This window comes from Streptomyces sp. NPDC002232, from assembly GCF_042890295.1.
Taxonomy (GTDB): Bacteria; Actinomycetota; Actinomycetes; order Streptomycetales; family Streptomycetaceae; genus Streptomyces.
Genome location: NZ_JBIARV010000007.1, coordinates 229,131 through 245,056 on the forward strand (window position 1 = coordinate 229,131; position 15,926 = coordinate 245,056).

General features: G+C 74.6%; 14 protein-coding genes. 12 read left to right on the forward strand and 2 right to left on the reverse strand.

The window, feature by feature from the left end:
• Positions 1-7: 7 nt before the first annotated feature.
• Positions 8-1,210, reverse strand: a complete 1,203-nt coding sequence (locus ACFYXU_RS32705; RefSeq protein WP_389408672.1) for an amino acid deaminase/aldolase — start codon at positions 1,208-1,210, stop codon at positions 8-10.
• A gap of 108 nt (positions 1,211-1,318) precedes the next feature.
• Here ACFYXU_RS32705 and ACFYXU_RS32710 point away from each other — a divergent pair, with 108 nt between their 5' ends.
• Genes ACFYXU_RS32710 through ACFYXU_RS32720 form a run of 3 tightly spaced genes read left to right on the forward strand, consistent with a single transcriptional unit; the run spans position 1,319 to position 4,648 of the window.
• Positions 1,319-2,701 carry a hypothetical protein gene (locus ACFYXU_RS32710; RefSeq protein WP_389461265.1) on the forward strand — a complete coding sequence of 461 codons (1,383 nt, stop codon included), beginning with the start codon at positions 1,319-1,321 and terminating at the stop codon, positions 2,699-2,701.
• A complete protein-coding gene (mycP, locus tag ACFYXU_RS32715) occupies positions 2,698-3,882 on the forward strand; it encodes a type VII secretion-associated serine protease mycosin (protein WP_389461267.1) in 1,185 nt (394 codons plus the stop codon). The genes ACFYXU_RS32710 and mycP overlap by 4 nt, the downstream gene beginning before the upstream one ends.
• Positions 3,883-3,916: 34 nt before the next feature.
• The gene (locus ACFYXU_RS32720) at positions 3,917-4,648 is read left to right on the forward strand and encodes an SseB family protein (RefSeq protein WP_376516060.1); all 732 of its coding nucleotides are present in this window, start codon (positions 3,917-3,919) and stop codon (positions 4,646-4,648) included.
• 18 nt (positions 4,649-4,666) lie between these two features.
• Here the strand turns inward: ACFYXU_RS32720 and ACFYXU_RS32725 are convergent, their stop codons facing one another.
• On the reverse strand, positions 4,667-5,035 hold the full coding sequence (locus tag ACFYXU_RS32725) for a DUF1844 domain-containing protein (protein ID WP_376516057.1): 369 nt from the start codon (positions 5,033-5,035) through the stop codon (positions 4,667-4,669).
• 271 nt (positions 5,036-5,306) lie between these two features.
• Here ACFYXU_RS32725 and infC point away from each other — a divergent pair, with 271 nt between their 5' ends.
• From infC to ACFYXU_RS32770, 9 genes are all read left to right on the forward strand, one after another.
• On the forward strand, positions 5,307-6,053 hold the full coding sequence (gene infC, locus ACFYXU_RS32730; protein ID WP_376516055.1) for a translation initiation factor IF-3: 747 nt from the start codon (positions 5,307-5,309) through the stop codon (positions 6,051-6,053).
• 123 nt (positions 6,054-6,176) lie between these two features.
• A complete protein-coding gene (gene rpmI / locus ACFYXU_RS32735) occupies positions 6,177-6,371 on the forward strand; it encodes a 50S ribosomal protein L35 (protein ID WP_015032399.1) in 195 nt (64 codons plus the stop codon).
• 106 nt (positions 6,372-6,477) lie between these two features.
• On the forward strand, positions 6,478-6,864 hold the full coding sequence (gene rplT / locus ACFYXU_RS32740; protein ID WP_017241732.1) for a 50S ribosomal protein L20: 387 nt from the start codon (positions 6,478-6,480) through the stop codon (positions 6,862-6,864).
• Positions 6,865-7,008: 144 nt separating this feature from the next.
• The gene (locus tag ACFYXU_RS32745) at positions 7,009-7,848 is read left to right on the forward strand and encodes an RNA methyltransferase (RefSeq protein ID WP_329850899.1); all 840 of its coding nucleotides are present in this window, start codon (positions 7,009-7,011) and stop codon (positions 7,846-7,848) included.
• Positions 7,849-7,929: 81 nt separating this feature from the next.
• On the forward strand, positions 7,930-9,057 hold the full coding sequence (locus tag ACFYXU_RS32750) for an ATP-binding protein (protein WP_389461269.1): 1,128 nt from the start codon (positions 7,930-7,932) through the stop codon (positions 9,055-9,057).
• A 156-nt stretch (positions 9,058-9,213) separates the two neighbouring features.
• Positions 9,214-10,353, forward strand: a complete 1,140-nt coding sequence (gene pheS, locus ACFYXU_RS32755) for a phenylalanine--tRNA ligase subunit alpha (RefSeq protein WP_329850897.1) — start codon at positions 9,214-9,216, stop codon at positions 10,351-10,353.
• Positions 10,353-12,881 (forward strand): phenylalanine--tRNA ligase subunit beta, encoded by a 2,529-nt coding sequence (gene pheT / locus ACFYXU_RS32760; protein ID WP_389461272.1) that lies wholly within the window; start codon positions 10,353-10,355, stop codon positions 12,879-12,881. The genes pheS and pheT overlap by 1 nt, the downstream gene beginning before the upstream one ends.
• Before the next feature lie 311 nt (positions 12,882-13,192).
• The gene (locus ACFYXU_RS32765; RefSeq protein ID WP_376516050.1) at positions 13,193-14,260 is read left to right on the forward strand and encodes a PP2C family protein-serine/threonine phosphatase; all 1,068 of its coding nucleotides are present in this window, start codon (positions 13,193-13,195) and stop codon (positions 14,258-14,260) included.
• 280 nt (positions 14,261-14,540) lie between these two features.
• Positions 14,541-15,881 carry a transcriptional regulator gene (locus tag ACFYXU_RS32770; RefSeq protein ID WP_376516048.1) on the forward strand — a complete coding sequence of 447 codons (1,341 nt, stop codon included), beginning with the start codon at positions 14,541-14,543 and terminating at the stop codon, positions 15,879-15,881.
• Positions 15,882-15,926: the final 45 nt, after the last annotated feature.

Genomic DNA, 15,926 nt, shown 5'->3' on the forward strand with positions numbered 1-15,926 from the left:
CAGGGTCCTAGAGGAAGGTCATCCCCTCGCCCCGGTACGTCGGGACGGTCGCCGTCACACGGTCGCCCTCGACCAGGTGCAGGCTCTCGAACCGCTCGCACAGCTCCCCGGCCTTCGCGTGCCGGAACCAGACCTTGTCGCCGATCCGCAGATCGTCGGCGGGGGAGCCGAGCAGCGGGGTCTGCACCTCTCCGGGACCCTCCTGGGCGTCGTACCGGAGACCCTCCGGCAGATACGGGACGGGCAGCCGGTCCGGGCCCGCCGCGCCCGACGCCGGATAGCCGCCGCCGAGGACCGTCACCACGCCCACCCCCGGGCGGCGGACCACCGGCTGCGCGAAGAGCGCGGCCGGGCGCCCGCTGAAGGACGTGTAGTGGTCGAAGAGACGCGGGACGAAGAGCCCCGAACCGGCGGCGATCTCCGTCACCGCGTCCTCGGCTGCCGTGTGCTGCACGCTGCCGGTCCCGCCGCCGTTCACGAACTCCAGGTCCGGCGCCACCGCCCGGACGGCCCGTACCACGGCCGCCCGGCGCTCCGCGAGCTCCCGGCGGGCGGCGGACTGCATCAGCCGGACCGCCCGCGACCGCAGCGGCCGGCCCGCCACCGCGTCCCCGACCCCGGCGACGTGTCCCTCGTACGCCATGATCCCGACCAGCCGGAAACCGGGGCGCCGCACCACGGAACGGGCCAGCTCGGCCAGGTCGGCCGGGGTCCGCAGCGGCGAGCGCAGCGCCCCGATCCGCACCCGCCCGCCGAGCAGCCGGAGCGCGGTGTCCATCTCCAGACAGACCCGCACCTCCTCCGCCCCGCCCGCGCGGGCCGCGTCGATCAGATCGAGCTGCGCCACGTCGTCCACCATCACCGTCACGGCGGCGGCCAGCTTCGGGTCCCGCGCGAGCTCCCCGAAGCCGGAGCGGTCGGCGGACGGGTACGCGAGGAGGACGTCCTCGAACCCGGCCCGCGCCAGCCACAGCGACTCGTCGAGCGTGAACGACATGATCCCGGCGAACCCGTCCCGCGCCAGGACCCGTTCGAGCAGCGCCCGGCACCGCACGGACTTGCTCGCCACCCGGATCGGCTTGCCCCCGGCCCGGCGCACGAGGTCCGCCGCGTTGTCGTCGAAGGCCTCCAGATCGACGATCGCCACCGGCGCGTCGAGGTGAGCGGTGGCCCGGTCGTATCGGGCCCGGTCGGCGGCACGGGGAGTCATGGCCCGAGCTTGCCAGACCGGTTTGCGGGTGGGTACCCCTGGGTTCCCGCACGTGGGGGAACAGCCCGTAGAGTGACGGGCATTGTCGGGACGAGCGGGGGGACGGGGATGACCGGCGAGCACCGCGCCACGACCTCCCGCATCACGGACGCCCTGCTCCCGGCCCCGGAGGTCCTGCTCCCGGCCCCGGAGGCGGCCGACCTCCCCGCCGCGGAGACGACGACCCGCCTCCGCCCGATCACCCCCGCGGCCCCGCGCCTGCCCGCCGGCCCCTCGGCCGCGCCCGCCCGTCCGGCTGCCGCGTCGGCGCGTCCGGTCGCCCCCGCCCGCCCCGCTGCCGCGCCCGCCCGGCCCCCGGCTCCGCCCGCCCGACCGGCGCCTCAGGTCGCCCGACCGGCTCCGGTGACGCCCGCACCGGCTGCCACCGCGCCGTCCGCCACCGCGCCGTCCGCCACCGTGCCGCCGGTCGCGCCCTCCCGGCCCTCGGTTCCGCCCGCACGTCCCGCAGCCGCGCCGCCCCGGTCCCCGGCCGCCCCGGGGCGCCACACCCCGCACCCCGGGGCCGCCGCCACCCCCGTCGACGGGCCCGCCGCCCCCGGGCGCCCCGCCCCGCACGCCGGTGCGGCCGCCTCCCCGCGCCCGCCGGGCCTCCCCCCGTACGCCCACTCCCGAGGTCCCGGCGCCCTGCCGCCCGAGGTGCCCGTCGAGGTCGCCCCCCGCGCGCGGCCCCGGCCCGAGCGCCGTCGCGGGCGGAGCTTCGCCGTCGCCGCCTGCGCCGTGCTCGGGTTCGGGCTCGTCGGCGGTGCCCTCGCCGGTGTGTGGCTGGCGGCCGCCGAACCCGGCAGGCCCGTCGAGCCCGTCGGCTACACCGAGGCGAAGGACCTCTGGCACAACGCCCCCGTCGACACCCTCTTCCCCCGCACCCTCGCGGGCCCCGGCGCCGGCCCCGGAGGCGCCGACCGCACCTGGACCCGGATCGTCGTCGCCCCGGACGCCCCCTGCACCTCCGCCGCCCTCGCGGAGGGACTCCTCGCCACCGTCGAGCCCCTCGGCTGCGAGCGCGTCCTGCGCGCCACGTACACCGACGCCACCGCCAGCAGCGTCATCACCGTCGGCCTCGTCTTCACCCGCGCCGAGGCCACCACCCAGCGCACCCTCGGCAAGGACCTCACCGCCCGCCTCGGCGCGGACGTCCCCCCGGCCCTCGCCGGACCCGGCACCGTCGCCGCCCGCTTCGGCGCCCCGCAGCGCGCCGCCTGGTGGCTGAACGCCCCCGCCGACCTCCCGGTCGTCGTCACCGCCGTCTCCGGCTTCGCCGACGGCCGGAAGACCGACGGCGCACCCGTGTCCGCCGACGAGGCCGTCGTCGGCAAGCGTCCCGACCCCGTCGCCCAGTCCGGACTCGGCCACGAGGCCAAGGGCATCACCGAACGCCTCGTACGACTGCTGCGCACGGCCGCCACCACGGCCGCCGAGGAGAACGACCGGTGACCCGACCCCTCCACCGCCGCCCCGCCCGCGGCGGCGCGGTCGCCCTGCTCGCCGCCGCGTTCACCGTCCTGCCCGCCACCACCGCCCCCGCGCACGCCGACACCATCCGGGCCCGGCAGTGGGGTCTCGAAGCCCTCCACACCACCGAGGCCTGGCGCACCACCCGGGGCAATGGCGTCACCGTCGCCGTCCTCGACACCGGCGTCGACGCCGACCACCCGGACCTCGCCGGATCCGTGCTGCCCGGACACGACCTCATCGGCTTCGGCGCCGCGCGCGGCGACCGCGCCTGGGCCCGGCACGGCACGGCCATGGCGGGCATCATCGCCGGGCACGGCCACGGCCCCGGTGCCCAGGACGGCGTCCTCGGCGTCGCCCCCGACGTCCGCGTCCTGCCGGTGCGGGTCATCCTGGAGTCCGCCGACAAGGCCCGCGACAAGGCCCGCAAGACCCGGGGCACCGCCCTCGCCCAGGGCATCCGCTGGGCCGCCGACCACGGCGCCGACGTCATCAACCTCTCCCTCGGCGACGACTCCAAGTCCGCCCACCCCGACGCGGGCGAGGACGCCGCCGTCCAGTACGCCCTCGGCAAGGGCGTCTCCGTCGTCGCCTCCGCGGGCAACGGCGGCGAGAAGGGCGACCACGTCTCCTACCCGGCGGCCTACCCCGGCGTCATCGCGGTCACGGCCGTCGACCGCTACGGCACCCACGCCGCCTTCTCCACCCGCCGCTGGTACGCCACGGTCAGCGCCCCCGGCGACGACATCGTCATCGCCGACCCCGACCGCCGCTACTACGAGGGCTGGGGCACCAGCGCCGCCGCGGCGTTCGTCTCCGGGGCCGTCGCCCTCGTCCGCTCGGCCCACCCCGACCTCACCCCCGCCCAGATCAAGCGGCTCCTCATCGACACGGCCCGCGACCGGCCGAAGGGCGGACGCAGCGACGCCAAGGGGTACGGGACGGTCGACCCGGCCGCGGCGATCGCCGCCGGCCGCGGGATGAGGGGCGGCGACCCCAAGGACACCGCCACCGGCTACCAGGGTCGCCACTTCGGGCCCGGACCCCTCCCCGCCGTCGAGGAGAGCCGCCCCTTCGGCCTGCTCGCGCCCGTCGCCGGCGGACTCGGCGCCCTGCTCCTGCTCACCGCCGTCGTCCTCCGGCGAGCCCACCGGACCTCCTAGCCGGGGGCCGGGACCCGGCGGCTAGGCTCGTCCCGTGGCCCTCAAGAACATCCCGGACCCCGGTTTCTCCGAAGACGACGGCACCGCCGACCCGCGCCTCGCCGCGGCCCTGGCGGCCTGGGCGGAGGACAGAACCGCCCACGGTCCCGTCCTCGAAGCGCTGAAGGAGGCCCGGCTGCTCGTCCCCGTGGTCGCCGTCCTCGGCGAGGTCGAGACCGACCCCGTGACGGGCCTGAAGCAGGAGAAGACCAGCGACATGGCCGTCCCCACCCTCACGGCGGGCGACCGGCGGGCCCTGCCGGCCTTCACCTCGATCGCCGCGCTCGCCCTCTGGGACCCCCAGGCGCGCCCCGTCGCCGTGCCGACGCGGCAGGCGCTGGCCGCGCTCGTCCACGAGAAGGCTGACACCCTGGTGCTGGACCTGGCCGGCCCCGTCCCGTACCAGGTGACCGGCTCCGCGCTGCTCGCGCTCGCCGAGGGCCGCTCCAGCGCCGACCCGCTCGACGACCCGGCCGTGCGGGAGGCCGTGCGCGCCGTCGTGGCCGCCGAGCCCGCCGTGCTCCGCGCCCACCTGGGACCCGGCGCCGCCGACGGCACCGTCGCCCTGGTGCTCGACCCCGGCGCCTCCCCGGCGGAGGCCGCCCAGCGGGTGGCGCGGGCCCTGGCCGCCGACGAAACACTGAGGGCCCGCCTGGTGCGGGGCCTCGACCTGGCACTCCTGCCGGTCTCGGCCACGCCTCCGGGCGAGCCCTTCTACGTGCGGTAGGTCTGCGGGAAGCGGCTCCTAGCCGTACACCGGACCCGTGTACTTCTCGCCCGGCCCCTGGCCCGGCTCGTCCGGGATCAGGGAGGCCTCGCGGAAGGCGAGCTGGAGGGACTTCAGGCCGTCGCGCAGGGGCGCCGCGTGGAAGGAGGACACCTCCGTCGCGCCGGCGTCCATGAGGCCCGCGAGCGCGTGGATCAGCTTCCGGGCCTCGTCGAGGTCCTTGTGCTTCTCGCCCTCCTCGGTGAGCCCGAGCTTCACGGCGGCGGCGCTCATCAGATTCACGGCGACGGTCACGATCACCTCGACGGCCGGGACCTCCGCGATGTCGCGGGTCATGCTTTCGAAGTCGGGGGAGTCCGTGGACTCGTTCTGGGGCGTCTCGCTCATGCCCACACGATAAGCGGACGTACGGTTCGCGCCGACCGCCGGGTCCTGCTAACCTTGTGTAACGACCGGCTGGACATCTCTGTGTCCGGCCCACAAGTGGAGGCTCCGTACTCCCACCCGACCGCCCTCACGGGAGGCGGGTCACCGGTCAGGTGGCGCCCATCGTTCCGTACGGACGATGGAGCCGCCCGATGTGCGCCCCGCGGTTCACCGTGGCGGTGCTCCGGTTTTCCATGGAGCCCCGCCTGTGTACTGTACCGGGGCGTTTTTCATGTGCCGGCTCGGTTGGTCTCAGAAACAGACGTGCGCGTCCGTCCGCCAGACGGTCGCGTGGTGCTACCGAGGAGGATCCATCAGCGCCGAGCCCCGCATCAACGACAGGATTCGCGTTCCCGAGGTGCGACTTGTCGGACCCAGCGGCGAGCAGGTCGGGATTGTTCCGCTTGCCAAGGCCCTGGAGCTCGCACAGGAGTACGACCTCGACCTGGTCGAGGTCGCGGCGAACGCCCGTCCGCCCGTGTGCAAGCTCATGGACTACGGGAAGTTCAAGTACGAGTCGGCCATGAAGGCCCGTGAGGCGCGCAAGAACCAGGCGCACACGGTCATCAAGGAGATGAAGCTCCGGCCGAAGATCGACCCGCACGACTACGACACCAAGAAGGGTCACGTCGTCCGGTTCCTCAAGCAGGGTGACAAGGTCAAGATCACGATCATGTTCCGTGGTCGTGAGCAGTCCCGCCCCGAGCTTGGTTTCCGACTGCTGCAGCGGCTGGCGTCGGACGTCGAGGAGCTTGGCTTCATCGAGTCCAACCCGAAGCAGGACGGCCGGAACATGATCATGGTTCTCGGTCCGCACAAGAAGAAGACCGAGGCCATGGCCGAGGCGCGTGAGGCCCAGGCCGCACGCAAGGCCGAGCGCCAGGGCGTCTCCTCCGAGGAGACCTCCGAGGCTCCGGTCGCCGAGGCCCCGGCAGCCGAGGCCCCGGTCGACGCTCCGGCCGAGACCCCCGAGGCGTGACCCGAGGGGCTGCCACCCAGGCAGCCCCGGGCCCCGCCCGGAACCACCCAACGAAGAATTGACGCTCCCGGATGTCCGGTGCCCGCACCGGGGGGAGCGCCACTGACGAGGAGATACGGCGCGATGCCGAAGAACAAGACGCACTCCGGTGCCAAGAAGCGCTTCAAGGTCACCGGCTCCGGCAAGATCCTGCGCGAGCGCGCCGGCAAGCGCCACCTGCTCGAGCACAAGTCGTCCAAGCTGACGCGTCGCCTCACCGGCAACGCCGAGATGGCCCCGGGCGACGCGGCCAAGATCAAGAAGATGCTGGGCATCTGATCTGATCACCCGCCCCCGGCGACGGGGGCCTCCGGCCAGGTCCGGGACCCATTCGTTTTTCGGGTCGTGTGAGTCCAACCACGACCCCGCTACAAGGAGTTAACAAGTGGCACGCGTCAAGCGGGCAGTCAACGCCCACAAGAAGCGCCGGGCGATCCTCGAGGCGGCCTCCGGCTACCGCGGTCAGCGTTCGCGCCTGTACCGCAAGGCCAAGGAGCAGGTCACCCACTCGCTGGTCTACAACTACAACGACCGCAAGAAGCGCAAGGGCGACTTCCGTCAGCTGTGGATCCAGCGCATCAACGCCGCTGCCCGCCAGAACGGCATGACGTACAACCGCCTCATCCAGGGTCTGAAGGCCGCCAACATCGAGGTGGACCGCAAGATCCTCGCCGAGCTGGCCGTCAACGACATCAACGCGTTCGCCGCGCTGGTCGAGGTCGCGCAGAAGGCCCTCCCGGCCGACGTCAACGCCCCGAAGGCCGCCGCCTGATCTCCCAGGCCGCAGTACTTCTGCCCGGACCCGCAGGCCTCGCGCCTGCGGGTCCGGCGCGTTGACCGCCCCAGGTCCCCGCCGGCGCCCCCGTCGGACCGGGCCCGAGCCGCCGTACCCGACGAGCAAGAGAGCCGCAGGCACATGTCCACCCCCGAGCTGATCTCCCCGCGTTCCCCGCGCGTCGTCGCCGCCCGGCGGCTCGCCAAGCGCAACTTCCGGGGCAAGGACCGCCTCTTCATCGCCGAGGGCCCGCAGGCCGTCCGCGAGGCCGTCGAGCACCGCGGGCCCGGCGGAGAGCCCACCCTCGTCGAGCTCTTCAGCACGGTCGAGGCGGCCGAGCGCTACGCCGCGATCGTCGACGCGGCCCACGCCGCCGGCGCCCGCGTCCACCTCGCCTCCGACGCCGTCCTCGCCGAGGTCTCCCAGACCGTCACCCCGCAGGGCCTCGTCGGCGTCTGCCGGTTCCTCGACTCGCCGTTCGAGGAGATCATCGCCGCCCGGCCCAAGCTGGTCGCCGTCCTCGCGCACGTCCGTGACCCCGGGAACGCCGGCACCGTCCTGCGCTGCGCCGACGCCGCCGGTGCCGACGCCGTCGTCCTCACCGACGCCTCCGTCGACCTCTACAACCCCAAGTCCGTCCGCGCCTCCGTGGGCTCCCTCTTCCACCTGCCGGTGGCCGTCGGCGTCCCCGTCGAGCAGGCCGTCGCCGGACTCAAGGGCGCGGGCGTGCGGATCCTCGCCGCCGACGGGGCGGGCCTGGACGACCTCGACGACGAGCTCGACGCCGGCACCATGGGCGGGCCCACCGCGTGGATCTTCGGCAACGAGGCCTGGGGGCTGCCCGAGGAGACCCGGGCGCTCGCCGACGCCGTCGTCCGCGTCCCGATCCACGGCAAGGCCGAGAGCCTCAACCTCGCCACCGCCGCGGCGGTCTGCCTGTACGCCTCCGCGCGCGCCCAGCGCCCCCGAACCTCCCCCTGAGGGGTCCATTCCGCGGCCCCCGCCCAGTAGAGTGACGCACTCGGGGACCCACTGCACTGCACGGAGGGGTGGGGTACGGGGATGACGGTCGGCACGGACAGTCCCGCACAGGCAGGGAGCGCTCCGCCGCACGCCCCGCAGCAGCCCGCCGGGTTCGCCGGCGTCGACCCCGACGACCTGCCGGACGGCCTCGTCATCGCCGACGAGACCGGCCGCGTCGTCTGCTTCAACGCCGCGGCCGCCCGCATCACCGCCGTACCCGCCGACCGGGCCCTCGGCCTCCCCCTCGACCGGGCGCTGCCCCTGGAGGACCTCAAGGGATGCCGCTGGTGGGCGGTGACCGATCCGTACGGCGGCCTCGCCACCCGGCGCGGACAGCCCGAGCGGAACCTGCTGCTCCCCGGCGGCCGCGAGGTCCTCGTCTCCGCCCGGTACGTCCGCGAGCACCCCACCGGACCCGTCCGGCGCGTCGTGGTCTCCCTGCGCGGCACCGAGGCGCGCCGCCGCACCGAGCGCAGCCACGCCGAGCTCATCGCCACCGTCGCCCACGAACTGCGCTCCCCGCTCACCTCCGTGAAGGGCTTCACCGCCACCCTCCTCGACAAGTGGGAGCGGTTCAACGACGAGCAGAAGCGGCTCATGCTGGAGACGGTCGACGCCGACGCGGGCCGCATCAAGCGGCTCATCGCGGAGCTCCTCGACATCTCCCGCATCGACTCCGGCCGTCTCGAAGTGCGCCGCCAGCCCGTGGACATCGCCGCCGCCGTCGGCCGCCACATCCAGGTGCACACCACCAACGGCCAGTCCCCGGACCGGTTCTTCGTACGGATCAGGCCCGAGCTGCCCGCGCTGTGGGCCGACCCCGACAAGATCGACCAGATCCTCGGCAACCTCCTCGAAAATGCGGTGCGCCACGGCGACGGAACCGTCACCATCGAGGTGGCACCCACCACGCTGGGCGACGACGGAGAAGAGGGGACGGAGGTCACCGTGCGAGACGAGGGACCCGGCATCCCCGAAGCGTCGATGAACCGCGTCTTCACCCGCTTCTGGCGGGGCAGCAAACGCGGCGGCACCGGCCTCGGCCTCTACATCGTCAAGGGCGTCGTCGAGGCCCACGGCGGCACCATCACCGTCGGACGGGGCCCCCGTGGCGGGGCCGAGTTCCGATTTATCCTGCCCGTCGGCACCCCGGCCCACCTCCTCTGACGTCTCAGCAGTCGAGACCGTACGAGATCAGGAGCCGCCCGGCCTGCCCACGGGCTCATTCGCGTCCCCGCGCCCCGTTAGACTCGTCCTTTGGCACGTTTGCGCCCTTGACGTCGAGCGGGGCCGCCCAGCCAGCCAACGGAAGCACGGGAAGAGATGTCCGCACCCAATAAGTCGTACGACCCGGTTGAGGTCGAGGCACTGAAACCGGAAGAGATCGAGCGCATGCGGGACGAGGCGCTCGCCGCCTTCGCCGCCGCGGGCGACCTCGACGCGCTCGCGCACGCGAAGACGGCGCACACCGGTGGCACCTCGCCGCTGGCGCTCGCCAACCGGGAGATCGGCGCCCTGCCGCCGCAGGCCAAGGCCGCCGCCGGCAAGCTCGTGGGCCAGGCCCGCGGCGCCGTCTCCAAGGCGCTGGCCGCCCGGCAGACCGAGCTGGAGGCCGAGCGCGACGCGCGCGTCCTCGTCGAGGAGGCCGTCGACGTCACCCTGCCGTACGACCGCGTCCCGGCCGGTGCCCGGCACCCGCTGACCACCCTCATGGAGCGCGTCTCCGACGTCTTCGTCTCCATGGGCTACGAGGTCGCCGAGGGCCCCGAGGTCGAGGCGGAGTGGTTCAACTTCGACGCCCTGAACTTCGTCCCGGACCACCCGGCCCGGCAGATGCAGGACACCTTCTTCGTCGAGGGCACCTCCGCCGACGGAAAGGCGACGACCGGCGACGAGTCGGGCGTCGTGCTCCGTACGCACACCTCGCCGGTCCAGGCCCGCACGCTCATCGACCGGGAGCCCCCGGTCTACGTCGTGTGCCCCGGCCGCGTCTACCGCACCGACGAGCTCGACGCCACGCACACCCCGGTCTTCCACCAGATCGAGCTGCTCGCCGTCGACGAGGGCCTCACCATGGCCGACCTCAAGGGCACCCTGGACCACATGGTCCAGGCGCTCTTCGGCCCGGACATGAAGACCCGGCTGCGGCCGAACTTCTTCCCCTTCACCGAGCCGTCCGCCGAGATGGACATGCTCTGCTACGTCTGCCGCGGCGAGTCCGTCGGCAACCCGGACCGTCCCTGCCGCACCTGCGGCAGCGAGGGCTGGATCGAGCTCGGCGGCTGCGGCATGGTCAACCCGAAGGTGCTGACCGCCTGCGGTGTGGACCCCGAGAAGTACAGCGGATTCGCCTTCGGGTTCGGCATCGAGCGGATGCTGATGTTCCGCCACAACGTCGACGACATGCGAGACATGGTCGAGGGTGACGTCCGTTTCACCCGGCCTTTCGGGATGGAGATCTGATGCGGGTCCCGCTTTCTTGGCTGCGGGAGTACGTCGACCTGCCGGCGACGGAGACCGGCCGCGACGTCCAGGCCAAGCTCATTTCGGCAGGCCTCGAGGTCGAGACCGTCGAGCAGCTCGGCGCCGGTCTGACCGGCCCGCTGGTGGTCGGCAAGGTCCTCACCATCGAGGAGCTGACGGAGTTCAAGAAGCCCATCCGCTTCTGCACCGTCGACGTCGGCCAGGCCAACGGCACCGGTGAGCCCCAGGAGATCATCTGCGGCGCCCGGAACTTCGCCGAGGGCGACAAGGTCGTCGTGGCGCTGCCCGGCGCCGTCCTCCCCGGAGACTTCCGGATCGCCGAGCGCAAGACGTACGGCCGCGTCTCCCGGGGCATGATCTGCTCCGGCGACGAGCTCGGCATGGGCGACGACGGCACGCACGGCATCATCGTGCTGCCGCCGGAGCACGAGATCGGCACCGACGCCACGGTCCTCCTGGAGCTGTTCGACGAGGTCCTGGACATCGCCGTCACGCCGGACCGCGGCTACTGCCTCTCGATGCGCGGCGTCGCCCGCGAGACGGCCACCGCCTACGGCCTTCCGCTGCGCGACCCGGCGCTCCTCGACGTGCCCGCGCCGAACTCGTACGGCTACCCGGTCCGGATCAGCGACCCGCTCGGCTGCGACCGCTTCACCGCGCGCACCGTGGTCGGCCTGGCCCCCGAGGCCCGCTCCCCGATCTGGCTGCGGCGTCGCCTCCAGAAGGCCGGCATGCGCTCGATCTCGCTGGCCGTCGACGTCACCAACTACGTGATGCTGGAGCTCGGCCAGCCGATCCACGCCTACGACCGCACCCGGCTCGACGGCCCCATCGGGGTCCGCCGCGCCGAGGCCGGCGAGAAGATCACCACGCTCGACGGCACCGTGCGCGTCCTGGACGCCGCGGACCTCGTCATCACCGACAACCGCGGCCCGATCGGCCTCGCGGGCGTCATGGGCGGGGCCAACACGGAGATCGCCGACCCGGAGACCGACCCGGAGACCGGCGTCGTCACCGGCAGCTCCGAGGTCGTCATCGAGGCCGCGCACTTCGACGCGATCTCGATCGCCCGCACGGCCCGCCGCCACAAGCTGTCCTCCGAGGCGTCCAAGCGCTTCGAGCGCGGGGTCGACCCGCAGGCCGCCGCCGCTGCCGCGCAGCGCTGCGTCGACCTGCTGGTGCTGCTCGCGGGCGGCACCGCCGAGGCCGGGGTCACCGAGGTCTCGGCCCCGTCGGCGCCCCGGACGATCGCCATGCCGGCGGACCACCCGGACCAGGTCGCGGGCGTCGGCTACGGCCGCGAGACCGTCGTCCGTCGCCTCCAGGAGGTCGGCTGCGATGTCTACGGCCAGGACGAGCTCGTCGTCACGGTGCCCTCGTGGCGCCCCGACCTGAACGAGCCGAACGACCTCGCCGAGGAGGTCATCCGGCTGGAGGGCTACGAGAACCTGCCCTCCACGCTGCCCAAGCCCCCGGCCGGCCGCGGCCTCACCGAGCGCCAGCGCGTCCACCGCCGGGTGGGCCGCGCCCTGGCCGGCGCCGGCTACGTCGAGGCGCTGAACTACCCGTTCATCGGGGAGCAGGCCCTCGACCAGCTCGGCCTCGACGCGGACGACGCCCGTCGCCGCCTCGTGAAGCTGGTCAACCCGCTCTCCGACGAGGAGCCCGCGCTCCGTACGACGCTGCTCCCGGGCCTGCTCGGCGCGCTCCGCCGCAACGACAGCCGGGGCAGCCACGACCTGGCGCTCTTCGAGACCGGTCTGGTCTTCCGGCCGGGCGACCGGCCGGGCGTCGCCGTCCGCCTGGGCGTCGACCGGCGTCCCACCGACGAGGAGATCGCCGAGGTCAACGCCGCGCTGCCCGCGCAGCCGCGCCGTGCCGCCGTCGTCCTCGCCGGTGCGCGCGAGCAGGCCGGCTGGTGGGGCAAGGGCCGTCCGTCCGACTGGGCGGACGCCGTCGAGGCCGGCCGCACGGTGGCCGCCGAGGCCGGGGTCGAGCTGATCATCAGCGCCGACCAGCACGCGCCCTGGCACCCCGGCCGCTGCGCCGCGTTCCACGTCGAGGTGGACGGCGAGAAGGTCCTCGTCGGCCACGCCGGCGAGCTCCACCCGCGCGTGGTGAAGGCGTTCGGCCTGCCGGCCCGCGCCTGCGCGATGGAGATCGACCTGGACCTCCTGGAGAAGGCGAACGAGGGGCCCCTGAAGGCACCCCGGATCTCCTCCTTCCCGGTGGCCACCCAGGACGTCGCCCTGGTCGTCGCCGCCGGCGTCCCGGCCGCCGACGTCGAGGCCGCCCTGACCGAGGGCGCGGGTGAACTCCTGGAGTCCATCCGGCTGTTCGACGTCTACACCGGCGACCAGCTCGGCGAGGGCAGCAAGTCCCTGGCGTACGCGCTGAAGTTCCGCGCCGCGGACCGGACCCTGACGGTCGACGAGGCCAGCGCGGCCCGCGACGCCGCGGTGGCCCTGGCCGCCGAGCGCACGGGCGCCGTCCTGCGCGGCGCCTGACCGGCACCGAGCAGCACGTCCGGCAGGACGAAGGAGGGCCGCCCCGGGATTCCCGGGGCGGCCCTCCGCCGTGTCGGGGGCGTGCCGCGCGCGGGCGCCGGGTCCGTACATCCGTGCGAGATCAGGCCGCCCGTGCGCGTGGCGCAGCCCTGGCGGAAGGCGGCGCGCGGGGGGCGCTCACTCCTTCGGGTGAGATCCCCGGGCGCTGTTCCGGCGCGCCGGGCACGGTCGGCAGAATCGACGCGGCCACAGGGGCGGACCTGTGGGCCGCGGGGCCTTCGGGCGCTGTCGGGGCTCGGGAAGGGCCGTGGATGATCCGTACCAGGTCGTTGCTCGCCGAGGGCTCCCGGCTCCGCCGGCTGGCCCCGCTTGTCCTTCCCGCCGCCTGGGGTGCCGTGGCCGTGGCGTGGAAGTTCTGCTGTCCGCTGGCCCGGCAGCCGGGGCTGCCGACCCGGATCGCCACCAGCGTCGTCTTCCTCACCGTCGGCATCGGGATGGTCCTGGGCCTCCGGCACGGGCTCGTGCGGGAGCTGACGCGGGCCCGGGCCGTCGCCGCCGCCACCCAACGGGTCCTGCTGCGCCCGCCGCCGGCCCGGCTCGACGGCCTCACGCTCGCCGCCGGACAGCTGTCCGCCACCCGGGGCGCGTCCGTCGGAGGGGACCTCTACGAGGCGGTGGCCACGCCCCACGGGGTACGGATCGTCGTCGGGGACGTGCGGGGCCACGGGCTCGCCGCGCTCGGCGCGGTCGTGGCGGTGCTCGGCAGCTTCCGCGAGGCCGCCCACGACGAGGCCGAACTCGCCGGGGTGCTGCGGCGGTTGGAGCGGGCCCTGGAGCGCCACCTGCGGGAGCCCGCGCGCGACGAGCAGCCGGCGGGGCCGGACGCGGAGCCCCCGCACCCGGTGGCGGAGGAGTTCGTCACCCTGCTGCTCGTGGAGGTCCGCCCCGACGGCCGCCTCGCCGTCCTCAACTGCGGCCATCCCGGCCCGTACCGGCTCGGAGTCCGGGCGGAGCGGCTCCCGGTCGGGGACCCGCTGCCGCCGCTCGGCGTGCTCCCGCTGCCCGCCGTGCTCGTGCCCCACACGGCGGCGCGGCTGCTGCCCGGCGAGACGCTGGTCCTGCACACCGACGGCGCGGAGGAGGCCCGGGACCACCGGGGCCGGTTCTTCGCGCTGGACGCGGCCCTGTCCGGGGTGCCCGGCGAGGCGCCCGCCGCCCTGGTCCGCCGGGTCCGGGCGGCGCTGCTGCACCACACGGGAGGCCGGCTCGCCGACGACGTCGCGCTGCTCGTCGTACGCAACGACCGTGTCCGGGTGCCGGCGCAGCCCGCCGAACCCGGGCTGCGCCGCCCCCGGCCCGCCCCCTCCCCGCGCTGCTGAGCGGAGGGGGCCGGGACCGGCGTCGCCCGCTCCGCCACGGAGTGTCGGGCAGATCAGCGGAGCGGGCGACGCGGACCGGGCGGCCGCACTGTACGAGGGGGAGCCGGCGGCCCGGTCTTCGCCTTGCGGCGAGAAGCACAGTCAACCGGGGCCCGGACGAGCGCGGCAGAGTACGCGGACCGGGAGAACGGGTACTTCGTTCACACCCCGTGCGAAATCGGCCGCCGCTAGGCTGACTTCACCGAGCGTGCGGTGCGGCACGCGAGCCACCGGAGCGGTCATGCAGCCCAACACCTTGCTCGACGCCCTGCTCGACGAAGCGGGCGTCTCGAACGCCGGCCTGGCCGCCCGGGTGAACCGGGCGGGCCGGGCCCGGGGCCTCACCCTGCGGTACGAGCACACCGCGGTGGCCCGCTGGCTGAAGGGCCAGCGGCCGCGGGGCCAGGTGCCGGACCTGATCTGCGAGGTGCTCGCCGCCCGGCTGCACCGGCAGGTGACCCTGGACGACATCGGCCTGGGCGTGCCGGGCGGCGGGCCGCCGGCGGCCGGATCGCCGCTGTCCGGCTTCGTGGAGCGGGCCGCCGCGCTGTGGCGCTCCGACGAGCAGCAGCGGCCGCACATCGTCGCCGCCCCGGCCGTGACCGGCACCCCGGCGGTGATGCCGGTGTGGGAGTGGGAGAACCCGCCGGAGGACGTGGACGTGTCCCGTACGGGCCGGACGACGGTCTCGGCGGCCGACATCACCGTCCTGAGCGCGGCCCGGTCGCACTACGAGCAGATGTACCGCAGGGCCGGGGGCATCGCGACCCGGGCCCGGATCGTCGGCTTCCTGAACACCGAGACCGCGCCGCTGCTCCGCGGGACGTACGGCGACGCGCTGGGGCGGCGGCTGCACCGGGCCACCGGCGGGCTCGTCGCGGTGGCCGGGATCTGCGCGTACGACGCGGACGCGCACGGCCTCGCCCAGCGCTACTTCCACCAGGCGCTGCGGCTGGCGAAGGCGAGCGGGGACCGGGGTCTCGGGGCGTACGTGATCGCGCTCCTGGTCAACCAGTCGCTGTTCACGGGGGAGTACCGCCAGGCCGTGGCGTTCGCCGAGGCGGCGCTGCGGGCGGCGGGGGCGCAGCTCACCCCGGCGCTCGCGGCGGATCTGACGGCGATGCAGGCGAAGGCGTACGCGCACCTGGGCGACGGGGCCGCCGCCCTGTCCTGCATCCGGCGGGCGGAGGAGGCCGCGGGGCGGATCAGTCCGGGTGAGGAGCCGGTCGAGACCGGCTACGTCCAGCCGGGGTTCGTCAACGTCCAGGTGGCCGAGGCCCTGCTCGACCTGGGCGATCTCGCGGCGGCCCACGAGCACGCCGCCGAAGCGGTGGGGACGCCCTCGCACGACCGGGGCCGGGTGCACCGGCTCGCCATCCTGTGCCAGATCGAGCTGCGGCGGGGGGAGGCCGACCGGGCGGCGCGCACGGCGGTGGAGATGACGGAGCGGGCGCGGGGGATGGAGTCGCGGCGGCTGAGGGAGCGGCTGACGCAGGTGCGGGAGCGGCTCCTGGCGAGCGGCGGCGGGGACGCCCGGGAGGCCGCCGCGCTCATCGACGGGGCGCTGCGCGTTCCCCTGTGACCCGTCAACTGCTGCGATATTGCCACCAAACAAGCACCGACCGAT